At 60.2% G+C, this 16,065-nt stretch carries 11 protein-coding genes; 5 read left to right on the top strand and 6 right to left on the bottom strand.

Translation table 11 applies throughout. The features are described 5' to 3' along the window. Positions 1-85: 85 nt before the first annotated feature. The 5 genes from cydX to ACN0WV_RS17130 all read right to left on the bottom strand — a co-directional run bounded on the left by cydX (position 86) and on the right by ACN0WV_RS17130 (position 6,512). Positions 86-226, bottom strand: coding sequence for a cytochrome bd-I oxidase subunit CydX (gene cydX, locus ACN0WV_RS17150; RefSeq protein ID WP_116599898.1), 141 nt, complete (start codon positions 224-226; stop codon positions 86-88). A 15-nt stretch (positions 227-241) separates the two neighbouring features. Next, on the bottom strand, positions 242-1,402 hold the full coding sequence (gene cydB, locus ACN0WV_RS17145; RefSeq protein WP_417607400.1) for a cytochrome d ubiquinol oxidase subunit II: 1,161 nt from the start codon (positions 1,400-1,402) through the stop codon (positions 242-244). Between the two features lie 5 nt (positions 1,403-1,407). Beyond that, a complete protein-coding gene (locus ACN0WV_RS17140) occupies positions 1,408-3,075 on the bottom strand; it encodes a cytochrome ubiquinol oxidase subunit I (protein ID WP_417607398.1) in 1,668 nt (555 codons plus the stop codon). A 147-nt stretch (positions 3,076-3,222) separates the two neighbouring features. Next, positions 3,223-4,890: an amino acid ABC transporter ATP-binding/permease protein gene (locus tag ACN0WV_RS17135; protein ID WP_417607396.1), complete on the bottom strand. Its 1,668-nt coding sequence runs from the start codon at positions 4,888-4,890 to the stop codon at positions 3,223-3,225. Then, positions 4,887-6,512 carry an ABC transporter ATP-binding protein/permease gene (locus tag ACN0WV_RS17130; RefSeq protein ID WP_417607395.1) on the bottom strand — a complete coding sequence of 542 codons (1,626 nt, stop codon included), beginning with the start codon at positions 6,510-6,512 and terminating at the stop codon, positions 4,887-4,889. Before ACN0WV_RS17130 ends, ACN0WV_RS17135 begins: the two co-directional genes overlap by 4 nt. 275 nt (positions 6,513-6,787) lie before the next feature. Between ACN0WV_RS17130 and ACN0WV_RS17125 the strand changes: the two genes are divergently transcribed. The 3 genes from ACN0WV_RS17125 to ACN0WV_RS17115 all read left to right on the top strand — a co-directional run bounded on the left by ACN0WV_RS17125 (position 6,788) and on the right by ACN0WV_RS17115 (position 11,009). Then, on the top strand, positions 6,788-7,831 hold the full coding sequence (locus tag ACN0WV_RS17125; RefSeq protein ID WP_417607393.1) for a Gfo/Idh/MocA family protein: 1,044 nt from the start codon (positions 6,788-6,790) through the stop codon (positions 7,829-7,831). 323 nt (positions 7,832-8,154) lie between these two features. Further along, the gene (locus tag ACN0WV_RS17120) at positions 8,155-9,927 is read left to right on the top strand and encodes a coiled-coil domain-containing protein (protein ID WP_417607392.1); all 1,773 of its coding nucleotides are present in this window, start codon (positions 8,155-8,157) and stop codon (positions 9,925-9,927) included. A gap of 8 nt (positions 9,928-9,935) precedes the next feature. Then, a complete protein-coding gene (locus ACN0WV_RS17115; RefSeq protein WP_417607390.1) occupies positions 9,936-11,009 on the top strand; it encodes a TAXI family TRAP transporter solute-binding subunit in 1,074 nt (357 codons plus the stop codon). A 47-nt stretch (positions 11,010-11,056) separates the two neighbouring features. Here ACN0WV_RS17115 and ACN0WV_RS17110 read toward each other — a convergent pair whose 3' ends face one another. Next, positions 11,057-13,288, bottom strand: a complete 2,232-nt coding sequence (locus tag ACN0WV_RS17110) for an ExeA family protein (protein WP_417607388.1) — start codon at positions 13,286-13,288, stop codon at positions 11,057-11,059. A gap of 464 nt (positions 13,289-13,752) precedes the next feature. On the opposite strand from ACN0WV_RS17110, the gene ACN0WV_RS17105 reads away from it, so the two are divergent. Next, positions 13,753-14,247 carry a MarR family winged helix-turn-helix transcriptional regulator gene (locus tag ACN0WV_RS17105; protein ID WP_417607386.1) on the top strand — a complete coding sequence of 165 codons (495 nt, stop codon included), beginning with the start codon at positions 13,753-13,755 and terminating at the stop codon, positions 14,245-14,247. Continuing rightward, positions 14,244-16,058, top strand: coding sequence for a feruloyl-CoA synthase (locus tag ACN0WV_RS17100; RefSeq protein ID WP_417607384.1), 1,815 nt, complete (start codon positions 14,244-14,246; stop codon positions 16,056-16,058). Before ACN0WV_RS17105 ends, ACN0WV_RS17100 begins: the two co-directional genes overlap by 4 nt. The last annotated feature ends 7 nt before the right edge of the window (positions 16,059-16,065 follow it).

The following is a 16,065-nucleotide window of genomic DNA, read 5'->3' as shown; positions in this document are numbered from 1 at the left end:
TCCTCGCCTCCGTCAAGCGGTTCTGCCAAAGAACACAGCAAACCCTATGTGGCGAACTTTAGATTCGGGTGACTAGGGTGGCACGTCATTTGGATTTGATGGTCGGATCCTTTTCGTCAGCTTCTCTTATCAATCGCGCATCTTCACGCATTTCCAGCCAGATCGCGTTCAGAACCGCGAACATCGCGGCCAGTGGAAGTCCCAAAAGCCAGGCGAAATACCACATTTAACTGTCCTTTTTCTAGTAGCTGTGATCAGAGACGTCGGCCTCGGTCACCTTGCCCCATAGTACTTTGTAGACCCAGGCCGTGTAGGCCATGATGATCGGCAAGAAGATCGCGCCCGCCACCAGCATCACGAAAAGCGTCAGATGGGATGACGACGCGTCCCAGACGGTCAGCGAACTGTCGGGGCGGACGGTCGAGGGCAAGATGAATGGAAACATCGTCAGCCCGACCGAAGAGATGATGCCGGTGATAGCCAGCTTCGACCACAGCAGGGTGGAGACTTCGCGCCCCGCCCGCAGGCCAAGCACAGCCAGCGCGATCCCGACAAAGCCCATCAGCGGCGCGATGGCGATCCACGGCCGGTCGGAATAGGCCGACAGCCAACTGCCGCCATGAATGACAGTGCTGTAAAGCGGGTTGGACGGGCCGTCGCGCACGACCTCTCCTTGAATGGCGAAACCGTCAATGCCGACAGCCAGCCACAGACCTGCCAGCGCATAGGTAGCGGCGGCGATCATGCCCGCATAGGTGCCGATGGCGCGTGCGCGTGCGCGTGCGGCCAGCGGACCTTCGGCCTTCAGCGACAGCCAGGCGGCACCATGCATCACCAGCATGGACAGCGACACCACGCCTGCCAGCAGCGCGAAGGGGCGTAGAAGCCCCAGAAACTTCATCGCGAAATTTCCCTCATACATCGGCATCAGGTCATCGGTCAGATAGAAGGGAACGCCCAGAAGCACATTGCCCACCGCCACGCCGAACAGCAGCGCGGGCACGGAACTGCCGACGAACAGCGCCCGGTCCCAACCGGCCCGCCATGCCGTGCTTTCGCGTTTGGAGCGGTATTTGAACGCCACGGGCCGCAGGATCAGTGCGGCCAGCAGCGCGAACATCGCCAGATAGAAGCCCGAGAAACTGGCCGCGTAAAGCGGAGGCCATGCCGCGAAGATCGCGCCGCCACCAAGGATGAACCAAACCTGGTTGCCCTCCCAGACCGGGCCGACCGTATTGATTACGATGCGGCGTTCGACATCCGTTTTGGCAACGAAGGGCAGCAACGTGCCCACACCCATGTCGAACCCGTCGGTCAGGGCAAAAGCGATCAGCAACACACCCATTAGGGCCCACCAAATCACGCGCAACGTCTCAAGCTCTATCAGATCGGAAAGGATCATATCCGTTACTCCGCAGGTGTTGCGCCGGGGTGGCGCGCGTTGCTTAAGGGGGCGGACCCGGGTTCAGCGGCATCCGATGCGAACGGGTCTTTGCCATCATGGGTGCGCAGCCGGTGTTCGTGACGGATGGTCCAGGCATCGGTTTCCTCGACATCCTCGAACGGACCCTTGCGGATGTATTTCAGCATCAGCGCCATCTCGATGACGAAAAGGACGGAGTAGAAAGCGGTAAACCCGGCCAGCGTGATCAGCAGATCCATCACGCTGAGATGCGAGGCCGACAGCGCCGTTGGCAGCACGCCGTCCACCGTCCACGGCTGCCGCCCGTATTCGGAGACGAACCAGCCCAGCTCTGCCGCGATCCAGGGGGCAGGGATGATGGCCACCGCCCCGCGAAGCGCCCAGCGGGGAAACTGCATGGCGCGAAAACTGGCGCGATAGAAGAAATACAGCATTACCGCGATGAAGGTGAAACCCAGCCCCACCATGATGCGGAACGCCCAGAAGACCGGTGCGACGCCCGGCACAGTGTCGTCGGAAGCCTGTGCGATCTGCTGCTCGGTGGCGTCCCGTGGATCGTCCACATACCGCTTCAGCAAGAGCGCGAAACCCAGATTGTCGGAATGCGCCTCGAACTTGGCGCGAATGTCAGCGGGGGTTTCATCACGTTCTGTCCGGATTGTCATCAGGGCGTCATAGGCGATCAGGCCGGACCGGATATTGACCTCTGCTTCTTCGACCAACTGATTGATGCCGGGGATTTCTTCGGTCAGCGACCGTGTCCCGATAAGTCCCATGACCCACGGGATTTCGACAGCGTAATGCGTCTCGCGCGCTTCGCGGTTCGGAAAGCCTATGGCTGTGAAAGGGGCGGGGGCGGGATGGGTGTCCCACATCGCCTCGATCGCGGCCAGCTTCATCTTTTGAGTATGGCTGGCAGAATAGCCGGACTCGTCGCCCAGCACGACCACCGACAGCGCAGAGGCCAGCCCGAAGGCAGAGGCCACGGCGATGGAGCGCCGCGCAAGCTCGATATGGCGGCCCTTCAGCAGATACCACGCCGACACGCCCAGCATGAAGACCGAAGCCGTGACATAGCCAGCGGATACGGTGTGGACGAATTTGGCTTGCGCCACGGTGTTGAAGATCACATCGAAAAAGTTTGTCATCTCCATGCGCATGGTTTCGGGGTTGAACTCTGCGCCCACCGGGTTTTGCATCCAGCCATTGGCGATCAGAATCCACAGCGCCGAGAAGTTGGACCCGATGGCGACCAGCCAGGCTACGGCAAGATGCGCAAGTTTGCTCAGCTTGTCCCAGCCAAAGAAGAACAGCCCGACAAAGGTTGCCTCCAGGAAGAAGGCCATCATCCCTTCCAGCGCCAGCGGCGCGCCGAAAATGTCACCGACATAATGGCTGTAATAGCTCCAGTTCATGCCGAACTGGAATTCCATCGTGATGCCCGTCGCGACGCCAAGCGCAAAGTTGATGCCGAAAAGCAGGCCCCAGAACTTTGTCATCTGCCGCCAGATCGGCCGGTTCGTCATCACATAGACGGTTTCCATGATCGCCACGAGGATCGACAGGCCCAGCGTCAGCGGCACGAAGAGGAAGTGATACATCGCCGTCAGCGCAAATTGCAGGCGTGACAGCTCGACGACATCAAGCTCCATGGTTCAGTGTTCCTTTCATAGCCGCCACGATGGTTATAGTGGGCGGAACGTTGCCGGGGTACAGGAAAACCTGCGCCGCAGACTCAGCTTTAGCACGAGACCTAACACCCGCGTGCCAAGAGGCAAATTGATGTGGATCAAAAATATTCATTTTTCGGCATGTGTTGGCTGTAAAGTAATCAGATAATCGGCCATTTCCTGTTCTGCCCGCCGGTGAGAGGCGATCAGGATGGCCGTGTCGGGCAGGGAGTGTTTCAGGTTGGCCAGAACCTGCCGTGCAAGCGGCCCCTCAAGCCCTTCGGTCGGCTCGTCCAGCAGCAAAACGGAGGGGCGGCGCAGAACCGCGCGGGCAAGGGCCAGCCGCCGCGCCTCGCCACCCGACAGGCCAGCTCCGCTTTCGCCAAGCGTGGCGTCCAGCCCGCCAATGCGTTGGACCACGCCGTGCAGTTCGACTGTGGTTAACGCCTCCCATGCGGCGCTGTCGTTCAGATCATCGCAGGCAATGGCAAGATTTTCGCGGATCGAGCCGCCGACGGGCCGCGCGCGTTGCGGCACCAGCGTCAGATGCTCGCGCAATTGCTTATCTGGCCAATCCGATATGGACGTGCCGAGCAGCGTGACCCTACCCGATAGCGGCGCACTCACTGCGGCGATGGCATCCAGTAGCGTACTTTTGCCCAGCCCGCTGTGTCCCGTCAGCGCGGCTGTTTCGCCAGGGCGCAGGGTCAGCGACAGCGCCGCCATAAGCGGGGTTCGGCGGCCGGGTGCGGCCACGGTGACACGATCAAGGACAAGCGCCGGCTGATGGTCTGGCGACACCTCGGGCAGGGGCAGGGCTGCGGGCTTTGGCGTTTCAGGTGGCAATATGCGACCGGCGGCATCGTGCATCCGCCCCAGTTCTGCCAGACCGCGACGCAGCGGCAGCAGGGTTTCGGCAAGGCCAAGTGCTGCGAAAAATCCGATAGCCGCTGCGGCGGGGCTTAGCGTGCTCAGCCCGACAGCAATATCTCCGATAAGAAGCGCTGCGGCGGCGGTCAGGGTGACAATGAGGTTCAGGGCCAACCCGGCGCGTTCGTCGATCACATTGAGGCGGCTCTCGGCATTTTGTTCCGCGCGCTCGGTGAGGTTCAGTTCATCCCGTCGCCGCGGTAGCAAGCCTTGCTGGATGGTCTCGCGCTGGCCCCGAAACAGACCGATCACTTGACGGCGCAGGGTCTGGCGGCTGCGTTCGGCGGTTTTGGAGGGCACAAGCGCGGCGCGCGCAGTCAGCCACAGGACAAGCCCGCCGCCCAAAAGGTAGCCGCCGGCAATCGACAGCGCCACGCTTGGCACGGTCAACCACCAGAGCATCGCAAAGGCCGCGATATGGGTCAGAAACCCGGCAAGAAGCGGCAAGATCAGGCGCAGCACCAGCCCGTCAAGCGCATCGACATCTGCCGTGATCCGCGTCAGCTCGGCCGCGCTGCGCAGGCGTCGCAGTTGGTCAATTGGCCAATGCCGCAACCGGTCGAGCAGTGCCAGACGCAGCTTTGCCAAGGCGTGAAGCGTGGTGTCATGGGTCAGCAACCGCTCGGCATAGCGTGCGCTGGCGCGCCCCAAAGCGAGAAACCGGACCCCGGCGCTGGGGCGGAAGACGTCAAAGGCAATGCCGATCCCCGCCAGCCCGGCAGCTCCCGTTGCCGTGATGAACCAGCCCGACAGGCCCAGCAAGGCCGCCCCCATGACCAGCACCGTCAGTGCCGCCGCAGCGCCGCGCCACATCGCCCAGGGGGACGCCTGCCAAAGCAGGCTTGCAACGCGCCAAAGCCGCCTCATGCTTGTACCTCCGGCAATCCTACGGTGCGGTCCATCGCATCAATCAGAAGCGGGTCATGCGATGCGACGATGACGGTCTTGCCGCTGTCCTGTGCGCGGCGCAGCGCGTCGATGATCAGACCAGCCGTGACCGCGTCAAGATCCGCCGTGGGCTCATCGGCCAGGATAACGTCCGCCCCGCTGAAGAAGGCGCGCGCCAGAAGCAACCGCCGCGCCTCGCCACCTGAAACGCCCGCGCCAAGTTCGCCCAACCGGGTATCAAGCCCGTGGGGCAGGGCGGCGACGATGTCGCTTGCATGGGCGATCCTCAATGCGGGGCCGAGGTCAGCTTTGGTGCCGTGCGGGTCGAGAAATTCGCTCAGGGTGGTGTCGGGAATATGGATGTGCTGCGGCATCAGCGTCAGTCGCGCGCGCCACGCATCGGCGTTTTCGGCATTCAGAAGCTGCCCCATCACGGTGATGCGTCCGCAAGACAGGGGCAGTAGTCCGGCCAGCGCCGTCAGCGACGTCGATTTCCCCGACCCGCTGGTACCTGTGAGGGCCACGCTTTCGCCCGGGCCAATACTGAAATCGGGCAGATTGATGCCAGCAAACGTCTCGGCTTGGTTAACGGATATCGATATTGGGCCGAAAAGGGGCGCGACTTTTGCACCTCTGCCGAGGATCGGCAGAACGGGCGCGACGTCCAGTCCGGCAAGCTCTTCAGCCACGGCCTCTGCCCCGGCCTTGTCATGCCAGGCGGGTGCCAGATCACGAAGGGGTTGGAAGAAGTCGGGCGCAAGAAGCAGAAGAAACACACCCTGAGAAATGCTCAAAGGTGCTCCCCATATGCCAAATGTGATTTCGCCCAGAAGCGAGAACCCCACATAAAGCGCAACCATCGCCACGCCGATGGCCGAAAACAGCTCCAGCACGGTCGAGGACAGAAAGGCGATGCGCAGAACCGCCATGGTCTTTTCACGCAATGCGTCGACGCGGGTGACAAACAATGCGCGCGATCTGTCGAACCCCCCAAGCAACAGGATGTCCGGCAAGGCGGCAATCCGATCCACGAGAAGGCGGTTCACGGCCCCAATCTCGACCATCTGGCGGGCGCTGGCATCGCGGGCGGCCAAGCCTATCAACGCCATGAAAACGGGAATAAGAGGACCTGTTACCAAAAGCACAATCGCGACCGCCCAGGATTGGGTCAGCGCAATCAGGACAAACGCCACGGGCACCACCCGCACTCGGATCATCGCCAACCGGAATCGTGTGAAATAGGGGGCCAGAAGCGGGATTTTGTCACAGACAAGCGCGGCGACTTCTGCCGAGGACAGGGCTGCGTCAATCCTTACCGTCTGCGTATCAAGCAACTTGCGTCGTGTGTGTTGCACCACCTGCTGTCCAAGATCGAAGACAAGTCGTCCCGCGCCATATGACAGCAAGGCGCGCAGAACACCGGTTGCGGCAAAGAGGATGACAAGGGCGATCCCATGGTCATCATCCTCCAGCCAGCCGGCGATCACTGCGGCAACCGCATAAGCCTGAACCACCCACAGCAAATCGGCACAGATGCGCAGGATCGCGGAGATCCGCAACCTGTCGGCTTGAGGTTTTGTCAGGGTCAGCACATCTCGCATCGGCTTGCCTTGCCATCGTATCTATCCGGCAAGCCTATAGCCCAAGCCAGAGGCAGATTTGTTGTGTCATATTGACCGAGAGCGGATGGTCAAAACGTCATCGCTACGACGATCACTGTGCCGGAGGAAGGCATCAACACCAGGTAGCGAGGCGCGAGACAACCGGCAAATGCCTGTCGTCCGAAGAAACTCCGCACGGTACAATGTCCAACAAGCGGTGTAGACGGCGGTGACAGTGTCTGTTTTCTGGGGCGTGGAAACAATGGAGTGCTGTAATGGATGATGAACAACGGATTGGGGTTGCGTTGATCGGCGCGGGCATGATCGCCAAGACCCATGTTGCCGCGCTTTCGGCAGCGGGCGACCGGGTTCGGTTGGTGGCCGTTGTCTCTACCCGACCGGAACGGGCCGAGCATCTGGCTGACCAGTACGACGGTGCGGCACCACTGTTCACCTCGGACCTGTCGAAAGTGACGGATGATCCGGCGATCCGGATTGTTATCGTCGCGACGCCGCCCAGCGTGCGGATCCAGTTGATTGAAACGCTCGCCAAGGCAGGCAAGCATATTCTGTTGGAGAAGCCGGTCGCGCGGACGCTGGACGAGGCTGTGCAGGTTGTCGAGATTTGCGAAAGCGCGGGTGTCACGCTGGGCGTCCTGTTCCAGCATCGCGTGCGCTCGCCATCCAAGGCGGCAGCGCAGCGCATTGCAAGCGGCGCGTTCGGCAAGCTTGGGCATGTCGAGATCGCCGCGCCGCTGTGGAGGGACCAGTCCTACTACGAAGAGCTTGGGCGTGGCACCTACGCGCGCGACGGCGGCGGAGTATTGTTGACGCAAGCGATCCACACGATCGACCTTGCGCTCAGCCTGACCGGACCTGTGGCGTCAGTGCAGGCGATGACCGCAACGACGCCTCTGCACCGGATGGAAGCCGAGGACTTCGCCGTGGCGGGCCTGCGCTTTGCGTCCGGGGCGATCGGCTCGCTTGTTGCGAGCACCGCCAGTTTTCCACAGCGAAAAGAGATGATTGCACTTCATTTCGAACATGCGTCGTTGCGTCTTGGCACGGATATGCTGGAGGTTCTCTGGCGTGATGGTCGTATTGACGACGAACCCGTTGCAATCGGCAGCGCGGGTGACACTGGTCCGATTGTGAACAACCACGAATGGCATCAGGGCATGATCGAGGATTTTGTCAACGCGGTACAGGAAAACCGGCCGCCCGTGGTCACCGGGCGCGCGGCGCTGGCGTGTCACCGGCTGATCGACGCCATCGAAAGGTCGTCGCGTGACGGGTGTCCGGTCGACATTCGGCAGTAATGGCCTCCGGCGATGGGCCGCGACAAATCCGGGCAACGCGGCGCGGATCCCGACGATAGCATCAAAGCCAGGCCGCAGGGTCGGTGGGGGAGGCTCTTTGGCCGGCAAATTGTTGCGGCCAATACGGTCGCCAACCGGTATATTACGCACCGGTACCATCCGCAGAATTCAACCCATCATCGCGCGAGAGGTTGATGGCTCAACTTTAAGAAAAACCCGTCGAATCGACGCAGTTCTTGATTTTTGATCGGGACTGCGCCAACAATCTCCTATTATTCTTTTGTTTTTATCTGGGGTGGGGAAAGTTGTTTCGTTCAATTGTCTTGGCGTCTCAAATCATCGTCCTGCTGAACGTCGCCCTGCCGGCTGTCGGTCAGGGAACGGAACCGGCCGCGACGGAAAATGTAAACCAGCTTTCTCAGAAAGCGTCAGCGTTCAGAAAGATCATCGCGACGCTTGAAAGCGAGTCCGCCGGGATCGAGGCCGCACTGGAGGAGAAAAAGGCCGTGCTCAGCGATCTGGAAAGCCAGATCGAAACATCGCGGGCGCAAGTTGGCGAGGTTCAGGAAACGCTCGTCGCCGCGCAGTCAGAAGTGGACGTCCTCACGACCAGCCTTGCCGAGAAACAGTCGGAATTGGTGGAGCTTGAGGCCGACGCGCAAGCTCGTGCAGGCGCAGCCGCCGAGCAGCTGCAAGCGATGCAGGCCGACATCGCCAAGGCTGAAGAGACCAAAGCCGCGCTTGAAGCCAGGAATGCTGAGCTGACCGCGCAGGCCGACGCGCTTGATGGCGAGATCGCGACCGCAACATCCAACCTGGAGACGGAAAAAGCCAATGCCCTGGCGGCACAAGAGCGCGCTGCGACGCTGCAGGAGCAACAGAAAACCGCCGAAGCCGAACTTGCCAAGGCAAGCGCACAGGCTGACAAACTTGCAGACAACATTCAGATGGCCGAAGCACAGCTGAGCGATCTTCAGGCCGAAATTGATGCCGCTGAAAGCACCAAGGCGACCGCGCTGCAAGAGTTGCAGGATGCGCAGACAGCGCGTGAGAACGCCCTTGTCGAGGTTGAAACCGTTCAGGCCGACGCTGAAACAGCACGGACCGAGACAGCAACGGCGATTGCCGAAAGGGACGAGCGCAGAAAAGAGCTGGAGGCCGTCAACGCGCAGCTTGCAGAGGTGCAAAACGACGTTGCCAAGGCCGAAGAGCGCGCAGGGCAGTTGGCGCAGGAAATCAAGACCGCCGAAGCCGCCAGTCAGCAGAGCAAGGACCAACTGGATGCCACCGCGCAAGAGCGCTACGCCCAGTTGGAGGCAGAGGCTGAAGACCGTGCGGCCCGGATTGAGGACGCCGCGCAAGAGCGGATGGCGCAGGTCGAAGCCGACGCGCAGGCCCGCGAAGCTGAAGTGCAGGCCAAAATCGCAGAGCTTGAGGAAGAAGCGCAAGCGAACAGGGTGCGGCTGGAGGCGGAAGCACAGGATCTGGCGGCTCAGGTGGACACCGCCGAGCAGCGTCTGGCACAGGTTCAGGAAGAAACGCAGGCGCGGACCGCGCAGATGGAAACCTCTGCACAGGAACGGATTGCCCAGATGGAAGCCGATGCGCAGGAGCGTGCGGCACAGTTGGAAGCGGAGGCGCAGACCCGTCTGGCCGAGATTGAACAGACCGTTTCGACACGGCAAGCGGAACTGGATGCCGAAGCGCGGCAAGCTGAAGATGCCCTGTCTTCCTTGAATGCAGAGGTTGCGTCGGGCGAGGAACGCCTGGCCGCTTTGCAATCGGAGTTGGTCGAAGCGCGCGACATGCTCGCCGCGCAGCGTGCGGCACTTGAAAGCGCAGAAGAAGCGCCCGCAAGCACGCCTGCTGCGGCGCAGCCCATGGCAGCATCTCGCGGCAATCCCCGGCCCTTCGGACTGGTGGCAAGCACTGTGTCGAACGCCCCCGGTCTGGAAGCGGCAACACAACAACAAACCCAGCAGTTGTCCACCTTGTTGAGCGAGGGCGCATGTGCCCATGAAGCACTTGCCAGCGTCTTCGGGACCGTGAACCGCCAGACGCTGCTGTTCCTGCTTCAGGATCTGGGACGTTGTTGATGATTAGCATGAAACGAGAAAAGGGGATGGCGATGGACATCTTGCACAGATGCCTGCTGCATGTTTTTGCGACGAGCCTTGTTCTGGTATTGGGGGTCTCTTCTGCGCAGGCTCAGGAATTCGAGAAGAATATTCTTACCGGATCGCCAACGGGGACATATATTCAGTTCGGAAACGATATTGCCAATCTGATGGCCGAGTGTGACCAGACGCTGCATGTCGTGGAAAGCGCCGGCTCGCTTGAAAATTTCCTTGGTGTGCGCAAACGGCGGGCGACGCAATTCGGGATCGTGCAAAGCGATGTGCTCGAATATCTCAAGACCTATTCGGCGAATGATCCGGCAATTGCCCGCGCGATTGCCGGGGTGCGGATTTCCTTTCCGCTCTACAATGAAGAAGTGCATTTGCTGGCGTCCAAGGGTATCGCAAGCCCGGCGGATCTGAACGGCAAGCGCGTGGCCGTCGGCGTTGAGGACAGCGGCACCTTCCTGACCGCTTCGTTGATACTGGATCTTCTGGGCATCACGCCAGCAGAGGTGCATACCATCGGCCCGGCCGAAGCCTTGGAACAGCTTCTGGCAGATGACCTTGACGGCTTTTTCTATGTCGCGGGCGCGCCGACCAAACTGTTTCAGGATACAAGGATCGACGCGGAACGTTTTCACCTCGTGCCGTTCGAAGACCCGCTTCTGCAGGCTGTTTATGTCCCGACACAGATCCCGGCATCGACCTACGCGTTTCAGACCGATCCTGTTCCGGTCGTGGCGGTAAAGGCTGTTCTGATGACCTATGAATACGAACCGCGCCGCAATTCGTATCATGCTGCAAGCTGCAAGGCCGTGTCCGATGTCTCCAATCTGATCTTCACCAGATTTGGCGATTTGCAGCAGAACGGGCATCCGAAATGGAAGCAAGTCGATCTGACGGATATTCCGCCGGGCTGGGACGTGTCCGAATGCGCGAATGCGGGGCTCGCGGCAAACTATCCGCTAAGCTGCTCCTCTGGTGGGATGGAGGCGGTTCCGGATAGCGAAGCGAATAGCGCCTACCGTCAGCGCATCTGTTCTGTCATCGGCTGCTAGTCAGACACATTCCGCAACCCATGTTCAGCCCCCCTGTCACGGGGGGCTTAGTCGTTCTGGAATGGGATGGCTTGCCAGTCAAAGGACGCACCTGATCCTGTCGTCACACGCCAGAACGCAGCCTGTTCCGGCAGCTTCACGCTAAGTGCGGTCAATGGCGAGGCTGCAAGGCCGATGAGTGTTTTATCTTGATCGGCCAATTCGACTGAAAACAGGTCGGCATTGCCCTCCCAGATAAATTCAGCAGTCCCGTCCGTCACGAAAACTGTCAGTGGCCGAACGCTTTGCTGCCCGGCCGCGATGCTGCCCGGCGCGATCTCTGTCTGGAACACCGTGTCGGCGTCATCGGCAACCGCGTACCAGCGTTGTGCAATCTCCGAGGCAAGCGCCACACCATCACCGGTATCAAACAACTGACCGAGATATTCGGCGGCGCGCGGATGTCCCCGCAACGCCGCACGCGTATAATTGATCGCGCTGTCCCTGGGGCTGGCGCTGTCCAGCCCGGCGCGGAAATAACGCAGCCGCTCTTCGTCATTCGTCGTCAGGCGCACAGGTTCAAGCCGCGCGGGTTTCGGTGGCTCTGTCTTTGACAGGCCATCCGGCCCGAGCGGCTGGATCGTGGACCTGGACACCGCTTGCGTGGCATCGACCCTGCCAATTGGTGGTCTTTTTGGTTCGAACACGGCGGCCAGATCGGATGCCGGATCGGGTGTATCTGCGCCTCCTGCGTCGGGTCTGCTTTGCAGTGCATCCTTCCCAGGAACCTTGTCCGGGGTCTGTGCTGTGCGGTTTGTGACGTCCTCACGCTGCACATCGTGGCTGACCGTTGCCGAAGGTGTTGCCTCAAGGTTTTGTAATTGCCGCGCAAGTTCAGCCTCTAACGCCTGCTGTTCTGCCTTGGCCGCAGCGATGGCTTGTTTCAGGATTTTCAGCTCCTGTGCCGCCGGCTGAGTACCCGTGTCGGGTGCAGGCGCAATAGCTGTTTGAGCGGGCGCTGAAATGGGCTCTTTGGTGGTGGTGGGCACCGGTAACCGCGTCGCATTGCCGGCCTGCTGGATCGATCCGGTCGGTGGCTCTTGTATCGGATCATTTATCAGGTTCAGAACAAGAACGAAGGGAACGGCGCAGGCCGCCGCAGCCAATCCACCCAGAACCAGCCGTGTCTTGCGGCGACGGGGCAGGGGCGATGGATCGGAGTTTTCAGACAGCTTTTCGGCTTCAGGGACGGGCGATATTTCTACCACCTGACCGTGCGGCGTCTTGGGGTCAGAGGGCGAAGTGCTTTCTGACGGCCGTTCGCTTGTTCCCGGTGCGGTTGCCGCAATCTTTTTCGGCAGCTTTGGTAGTGCGGCTGGCTGACGAGGCGCAACCTTCGAACCATCGCGCGCAATTGACGAGGGCGGTGACGACAGCGGTTTGATATCCCGTGACGGGTGCGAATGATCCGAGGTGATCCGGGCACCGCCAGGTGGGCTCCACTCCTCTTGCACTTCACGGATAAAGGCCGCGTCAATTGTTCTGCGGCCCTGCTTCGCCGCACAGAAAAGCGCCAGATCACACAGCTTGTTTATCAATCGTGGCGTGCCTCGCGAATATGCATATATCTCGTCTAGCGCATCGCCTTCGAACAGACGATTGCCTGCATAGCCAGCCAATGCAAGCCGCCCCTCGACATAGGCGGCAATTTCGTCCTCAGGCAGTTGTTGCACCTGAATCCGATCGTCGATCATGTCGGCAAGGGGCTTCATCGACGCCCGTGCGACAAGCTTCCGAAGTTCGGGTTGTCCGGCAAGAATGATCGAACAGCGCAAGTCTGCTCGTGGCTCGTCCCATGCAATATGAGCCAACAAGAGTGCTGCATCGTCAGCCAGGGTTTGGGCCTCGTCGATAATCAGCAGCGGCGGCATTTGTTCCGCAGCCGTTCTGGCCATCTCGGCTATCGCAAATGCCGCCAATTCTTCGGTCGAGCGGTCCGCGAATGGTTTTCCCAGGCTCAACAGGATTTGTTGAGGGACTTCTCTGGCTGAGTTCAGGCGGCTTGAAATCAGGATAACGCGACGCCCTTTCTCGATCTCGGTCGCCTTCATAAGTGCCTGAAGGATGGTGCTTTTTCCACAACCCACCTCACCGGTGAACAGGGTCATGTTCGCGCCGGTCAGGACGTTCCGCACTAGTTTTTGGTAGACAGTTTTATGCTGCGTTGTCCAAACCAGAAAATCCGGATCCGGCACAATCGCGAATGGGCGACTCTGAAGATTGAAAGAATCTATATACATAGCTGTTAATGTTAATCCCCCATAAATTATGAACTATCGCGGCGAATATTGCGAGTCTCATAACACTTGGGGTTGTGAGGGGGCTGGGTCGTCATGTTGCGTGGTCGCTTGTCTGCCCGAATAGGTGACGGTCGCTACCAATTTCGCGACCTAAGGTCTTTCGTCAGTTGCAACGCATCATCAGAGAATTTCGGTCCGTTGGTGGACCTCGCAACAAGTTGCCGGAGGACGTGCCGACGCTTGGCGTGTCATCCGCGATGTTGTCCGATAAGTACTTGAAAGATTGATTGATTAAACATGTTCACTGTCATAACAATATATTTGAGCACCTATTGATTTCCGGAGGGGTTTCGTGGCGGCCGATGAAACGACGGCATCAGGTGCAGGCACCGATTCAGACCGTGCTCCCCATCAGCGTCCGGCGTCCTGCCAGTGACGTCTGAAAAATCCGGAGAGGGAGCGTAATGGCTTTATCGAGTGACACTGACGAGGACATCTCGGTCCAGCCGTCTGACAGGTTGTTGCGTCAGTTCGTCGGCTACAACATAAAACGGGCCTATATGCAATTACAGGGCGACTTGACCCAAACATTGGCACCTTTTGGTCTGCGGATCGGCACGTTCTCGGCGCTTGCAGTGGTGCTGGGCAGCGAAGGCATTTCTCAGACACAGCTCTCGGAAGTGCTGAATATCAAGCGGTCAGGTGTCGTGGTGTTGGTCGACGAACTGGAGAACCTGGGCGCAATTGACCGCAAGCCCGTCGAAACCGATCGCCGCGCCTACGCGTTGCAGGTGACAGCACAGGGTTGGCATCTTTGGCAAAATGCGGAGCGTGCCGTGCAATCGCATGAGGATGCGCTGTTTGACAAGCTCGCAGTCGAGGACATCCGCACGCTTCGGGAATTGCTTGTGCGTGCGACGCGCAGCGCGACACGGAAACGGCAGGAAACGGACGAATGAAAGACCCGGTCACAGGTCTGAGGCTGGTGCCCCATTCTGTCGAAATGCGGCGCGAAAAGTCTCATCTTTTTCTAACCTCGAATGTGCCGCTGGACGCCGTTGTCGACCGTACATCCGATTGGCTTCATCACTGGGCAAGTGCTGCGCCCGACCGCGTGTTTCTGTCCGAGCGGGCAGGCGATGACTGGCGCGAGATCACCTATGCGCAGGCGCTGCGGCAGGTGCGGGCGGTTGCGGCGTCGCTGCTGGCGCGCGGGCTGACGCAGGACACGCCCATCGTCATCTTGTCAGGCAATTCCGTCGATCACGCGCTGCTGTCTTTCGGGGCGCAGCATGTCAATGTTCCGACCGTGCCACTGGCCGAGCAATATTCGTTGACCCCCGAGGCACATGGACGGCTGACCTATGTTCTGGACAAGGTCAAACCGTCGATGGCGTTCACAGACGATGCCGGGCGCTATGCCTCTGCCCTGAGGCTTCCGCAGTTCGACGGGGTAGAGGTTGTCGCCTCGAACCCCGCTGGCGCGCCTCGGGACGTGACAGCCTTTGCTGATCTGCTGAATGGCGATGCAACTGTCGATCTGGACGCCCGCCATGCCACGGTGGGGCCGGATACCGTGGCCAAGATCCTTTTCACCTCGGGGTCATCTTCGGATCCCAAAGGTGTGCTGACCACGCAGAAGATGATGTGTACCAACCAGGCGCAGATGGCCTCTGTCCTGCCGTTCCTCAAGGATCGTCCGCCGCGGATCTGCGACTGGCTGCCGTGGAATCACGTCTTTGGTGGATCGCATAACGTCAACATGATGCTCGCCCATGGCGGCACATTGGTGATCGACAGCGGCAAGCCGACCAAAAACCTTTTTGCCGATACCGTGCGCAACATCATCGAAAAACCCGGAACATTGTCCTTCAACGTGCCCGTGGGGTTTTCCTTGCTGGTGCAGGAAATGAAGACCAACGCCGCGCTTCGCGAGGCATATTTCCGCGATCTCGATCTGATCTTCTATGCCGGTGCTTCGCTTCCGCAAGAAGTCTGGACCGGGCTTGAGGACATGGCGCGCGAGGTGCGCGGCAAGCTGCCCCTGATGATTTCCAGCTGGGGCATGACTGAAACCGCGCCCGCCACGATCATGCTGCATGAACATATCGGACGGTCCGGGGTGATCGGCGTGCCGCTGCCGGGGACCGAGATCAAGCTGACTCCCGACGCTGAAATGCGCTGCGAGCTGCGCGTCAAGGGCCCCAACATCATGGCGGGATATTACGGCGATCCTGACAAGACGGCGCAGGCTTTTGATGACGAGGGATTCCTGATCACCGGTGATGCCGTCCGCTTTGTCGATGTCGACGATCCGGATCGCGGGCTGACCTTTGACGGGCGCGTGTCCGAAGATTTCAAATTGCTGACCGGGACATGGGTTCAGGCGGGCAAACTGCGGATCGACGCGCTGGAAGGGCTGCGCGGGTTGGCGCAGGATGTGGTGATCTGCGGCCATGACCGCGACGCAATTGGTATGTTCATCATCCCGTATCCCGATCAACTGCGCGGCGATAACACATCGCAGGGCGCGGTGATCGATCCCACGCTGCAAGCCAGGATCGAAGAGCGCCTGCGCGAGATGGCCCACGCCGCCACAGGCTCTGCCAGGCGCATCAGCCGTGCCATCGTACTGGCCGAACCGCCCTCGCTGAAAGACGGCGAGATCACCGACAAGGGCTCGCTCAACGTGCGCAAGGTCATCACGCGCCGCGCCGATCTGCTTGAGCGGCTTTACGACAACGAAGACCCGGCGCTGATCCGCGTCTGAAGGAGGC

The organism is Primorskyibacter flagellatus (assembly GCF_048268605.1).
Lineage (GTDB): Bacteria > Pseudomonadota > Alphaproteobacteria > Rhodobacterales > Rhodobacteraceae > Primorskyibacter > Primorskyibacter flagellatus.
The sequence above is the reverse complement of the archived record's forward strand: the minus strand, read 5'-3'. Positions and strand labels throughout refer to the sequence as shown.

What these genes read in the sequence shown, in the direction of transcription:
- ACN0WV_RS17100 (WP_417607384.1), top strand. Translation starts at nt 14,244, where the DNA reads ATGAAAGACCCGGTCACAGGTCTGAGGCTGGTGCCCCATTCTGTCGAA.
- ACN0WV_RS17140 (WP_417607398.1), bottom strand. Translation starts at nt 3,075, where the DNA reads ATGGAGCTTGATGTCGTCGAGCTGTCACGCCTGCAATTTGCGCTGACG.
- ACN0WV_RS17110 (WP_417607388.1), bottom strand. Translation starts at nt 13,288, where the DNA reads ATGTATATAGATTCTTTCAATCTTCAGAGTCGCCCATTCGCGATTGTG.
- ACN0WV_RS17115 (WP_417607390.1), top strand. Translation starts at nt 9,936, where the DNA reads ATGAAACGAGAAAAGGGGATGGCGATGGACATCTTGCACAGATGCCTG.
- cydX (WP_116599898.1), bottom strand. Translation starts at nt 226, where the DNA reads ATGTGGTATTTCGCCTGGCTTTTGGGACTTCCACTGGCCGCGATGTTC.
- ACN0WV_RS17125 (WP_417607393.1), top strand. Translation starts at nt 6,788, where the DNA reads ATGGATGATGAACAACGGATTGGGGTTGCGTTGATCGGCGCGGGCATG.
- ACN0WV_RS17105 (WP_417607386.1), top strand. Translation starts at nt 13,753, where the DNA reads ATGGCTTTATCGAGTGACACTGACGAGGACATCTCGGTCCAGCCGTCT.
- ACN0WV_RS17130 (WP_417607395.1), bottom strand. Translation starts at nt 6,512, where the DNA reads ATGCGAGATGTGCTGACCCTGACAAAACCTCAAGCCGACAGGTTGCGG.
- ACN0WV_RS17135 (WP_417607396.1), bottom strand. Translation starts at nt 4,890, where the DNA reads ATGAGGCGGCTTTGGCGCGTTGCAAGCCTGCTTTGGCAGGCGTCCCCC.
- cydB (WP_417607400.1), bottom strand. Translation starts at nt 1,402, where the DNA reads ATGATCCTTTCCGATCTGATAGAGCTTGAGACGTTGCGCGTGATTTGG.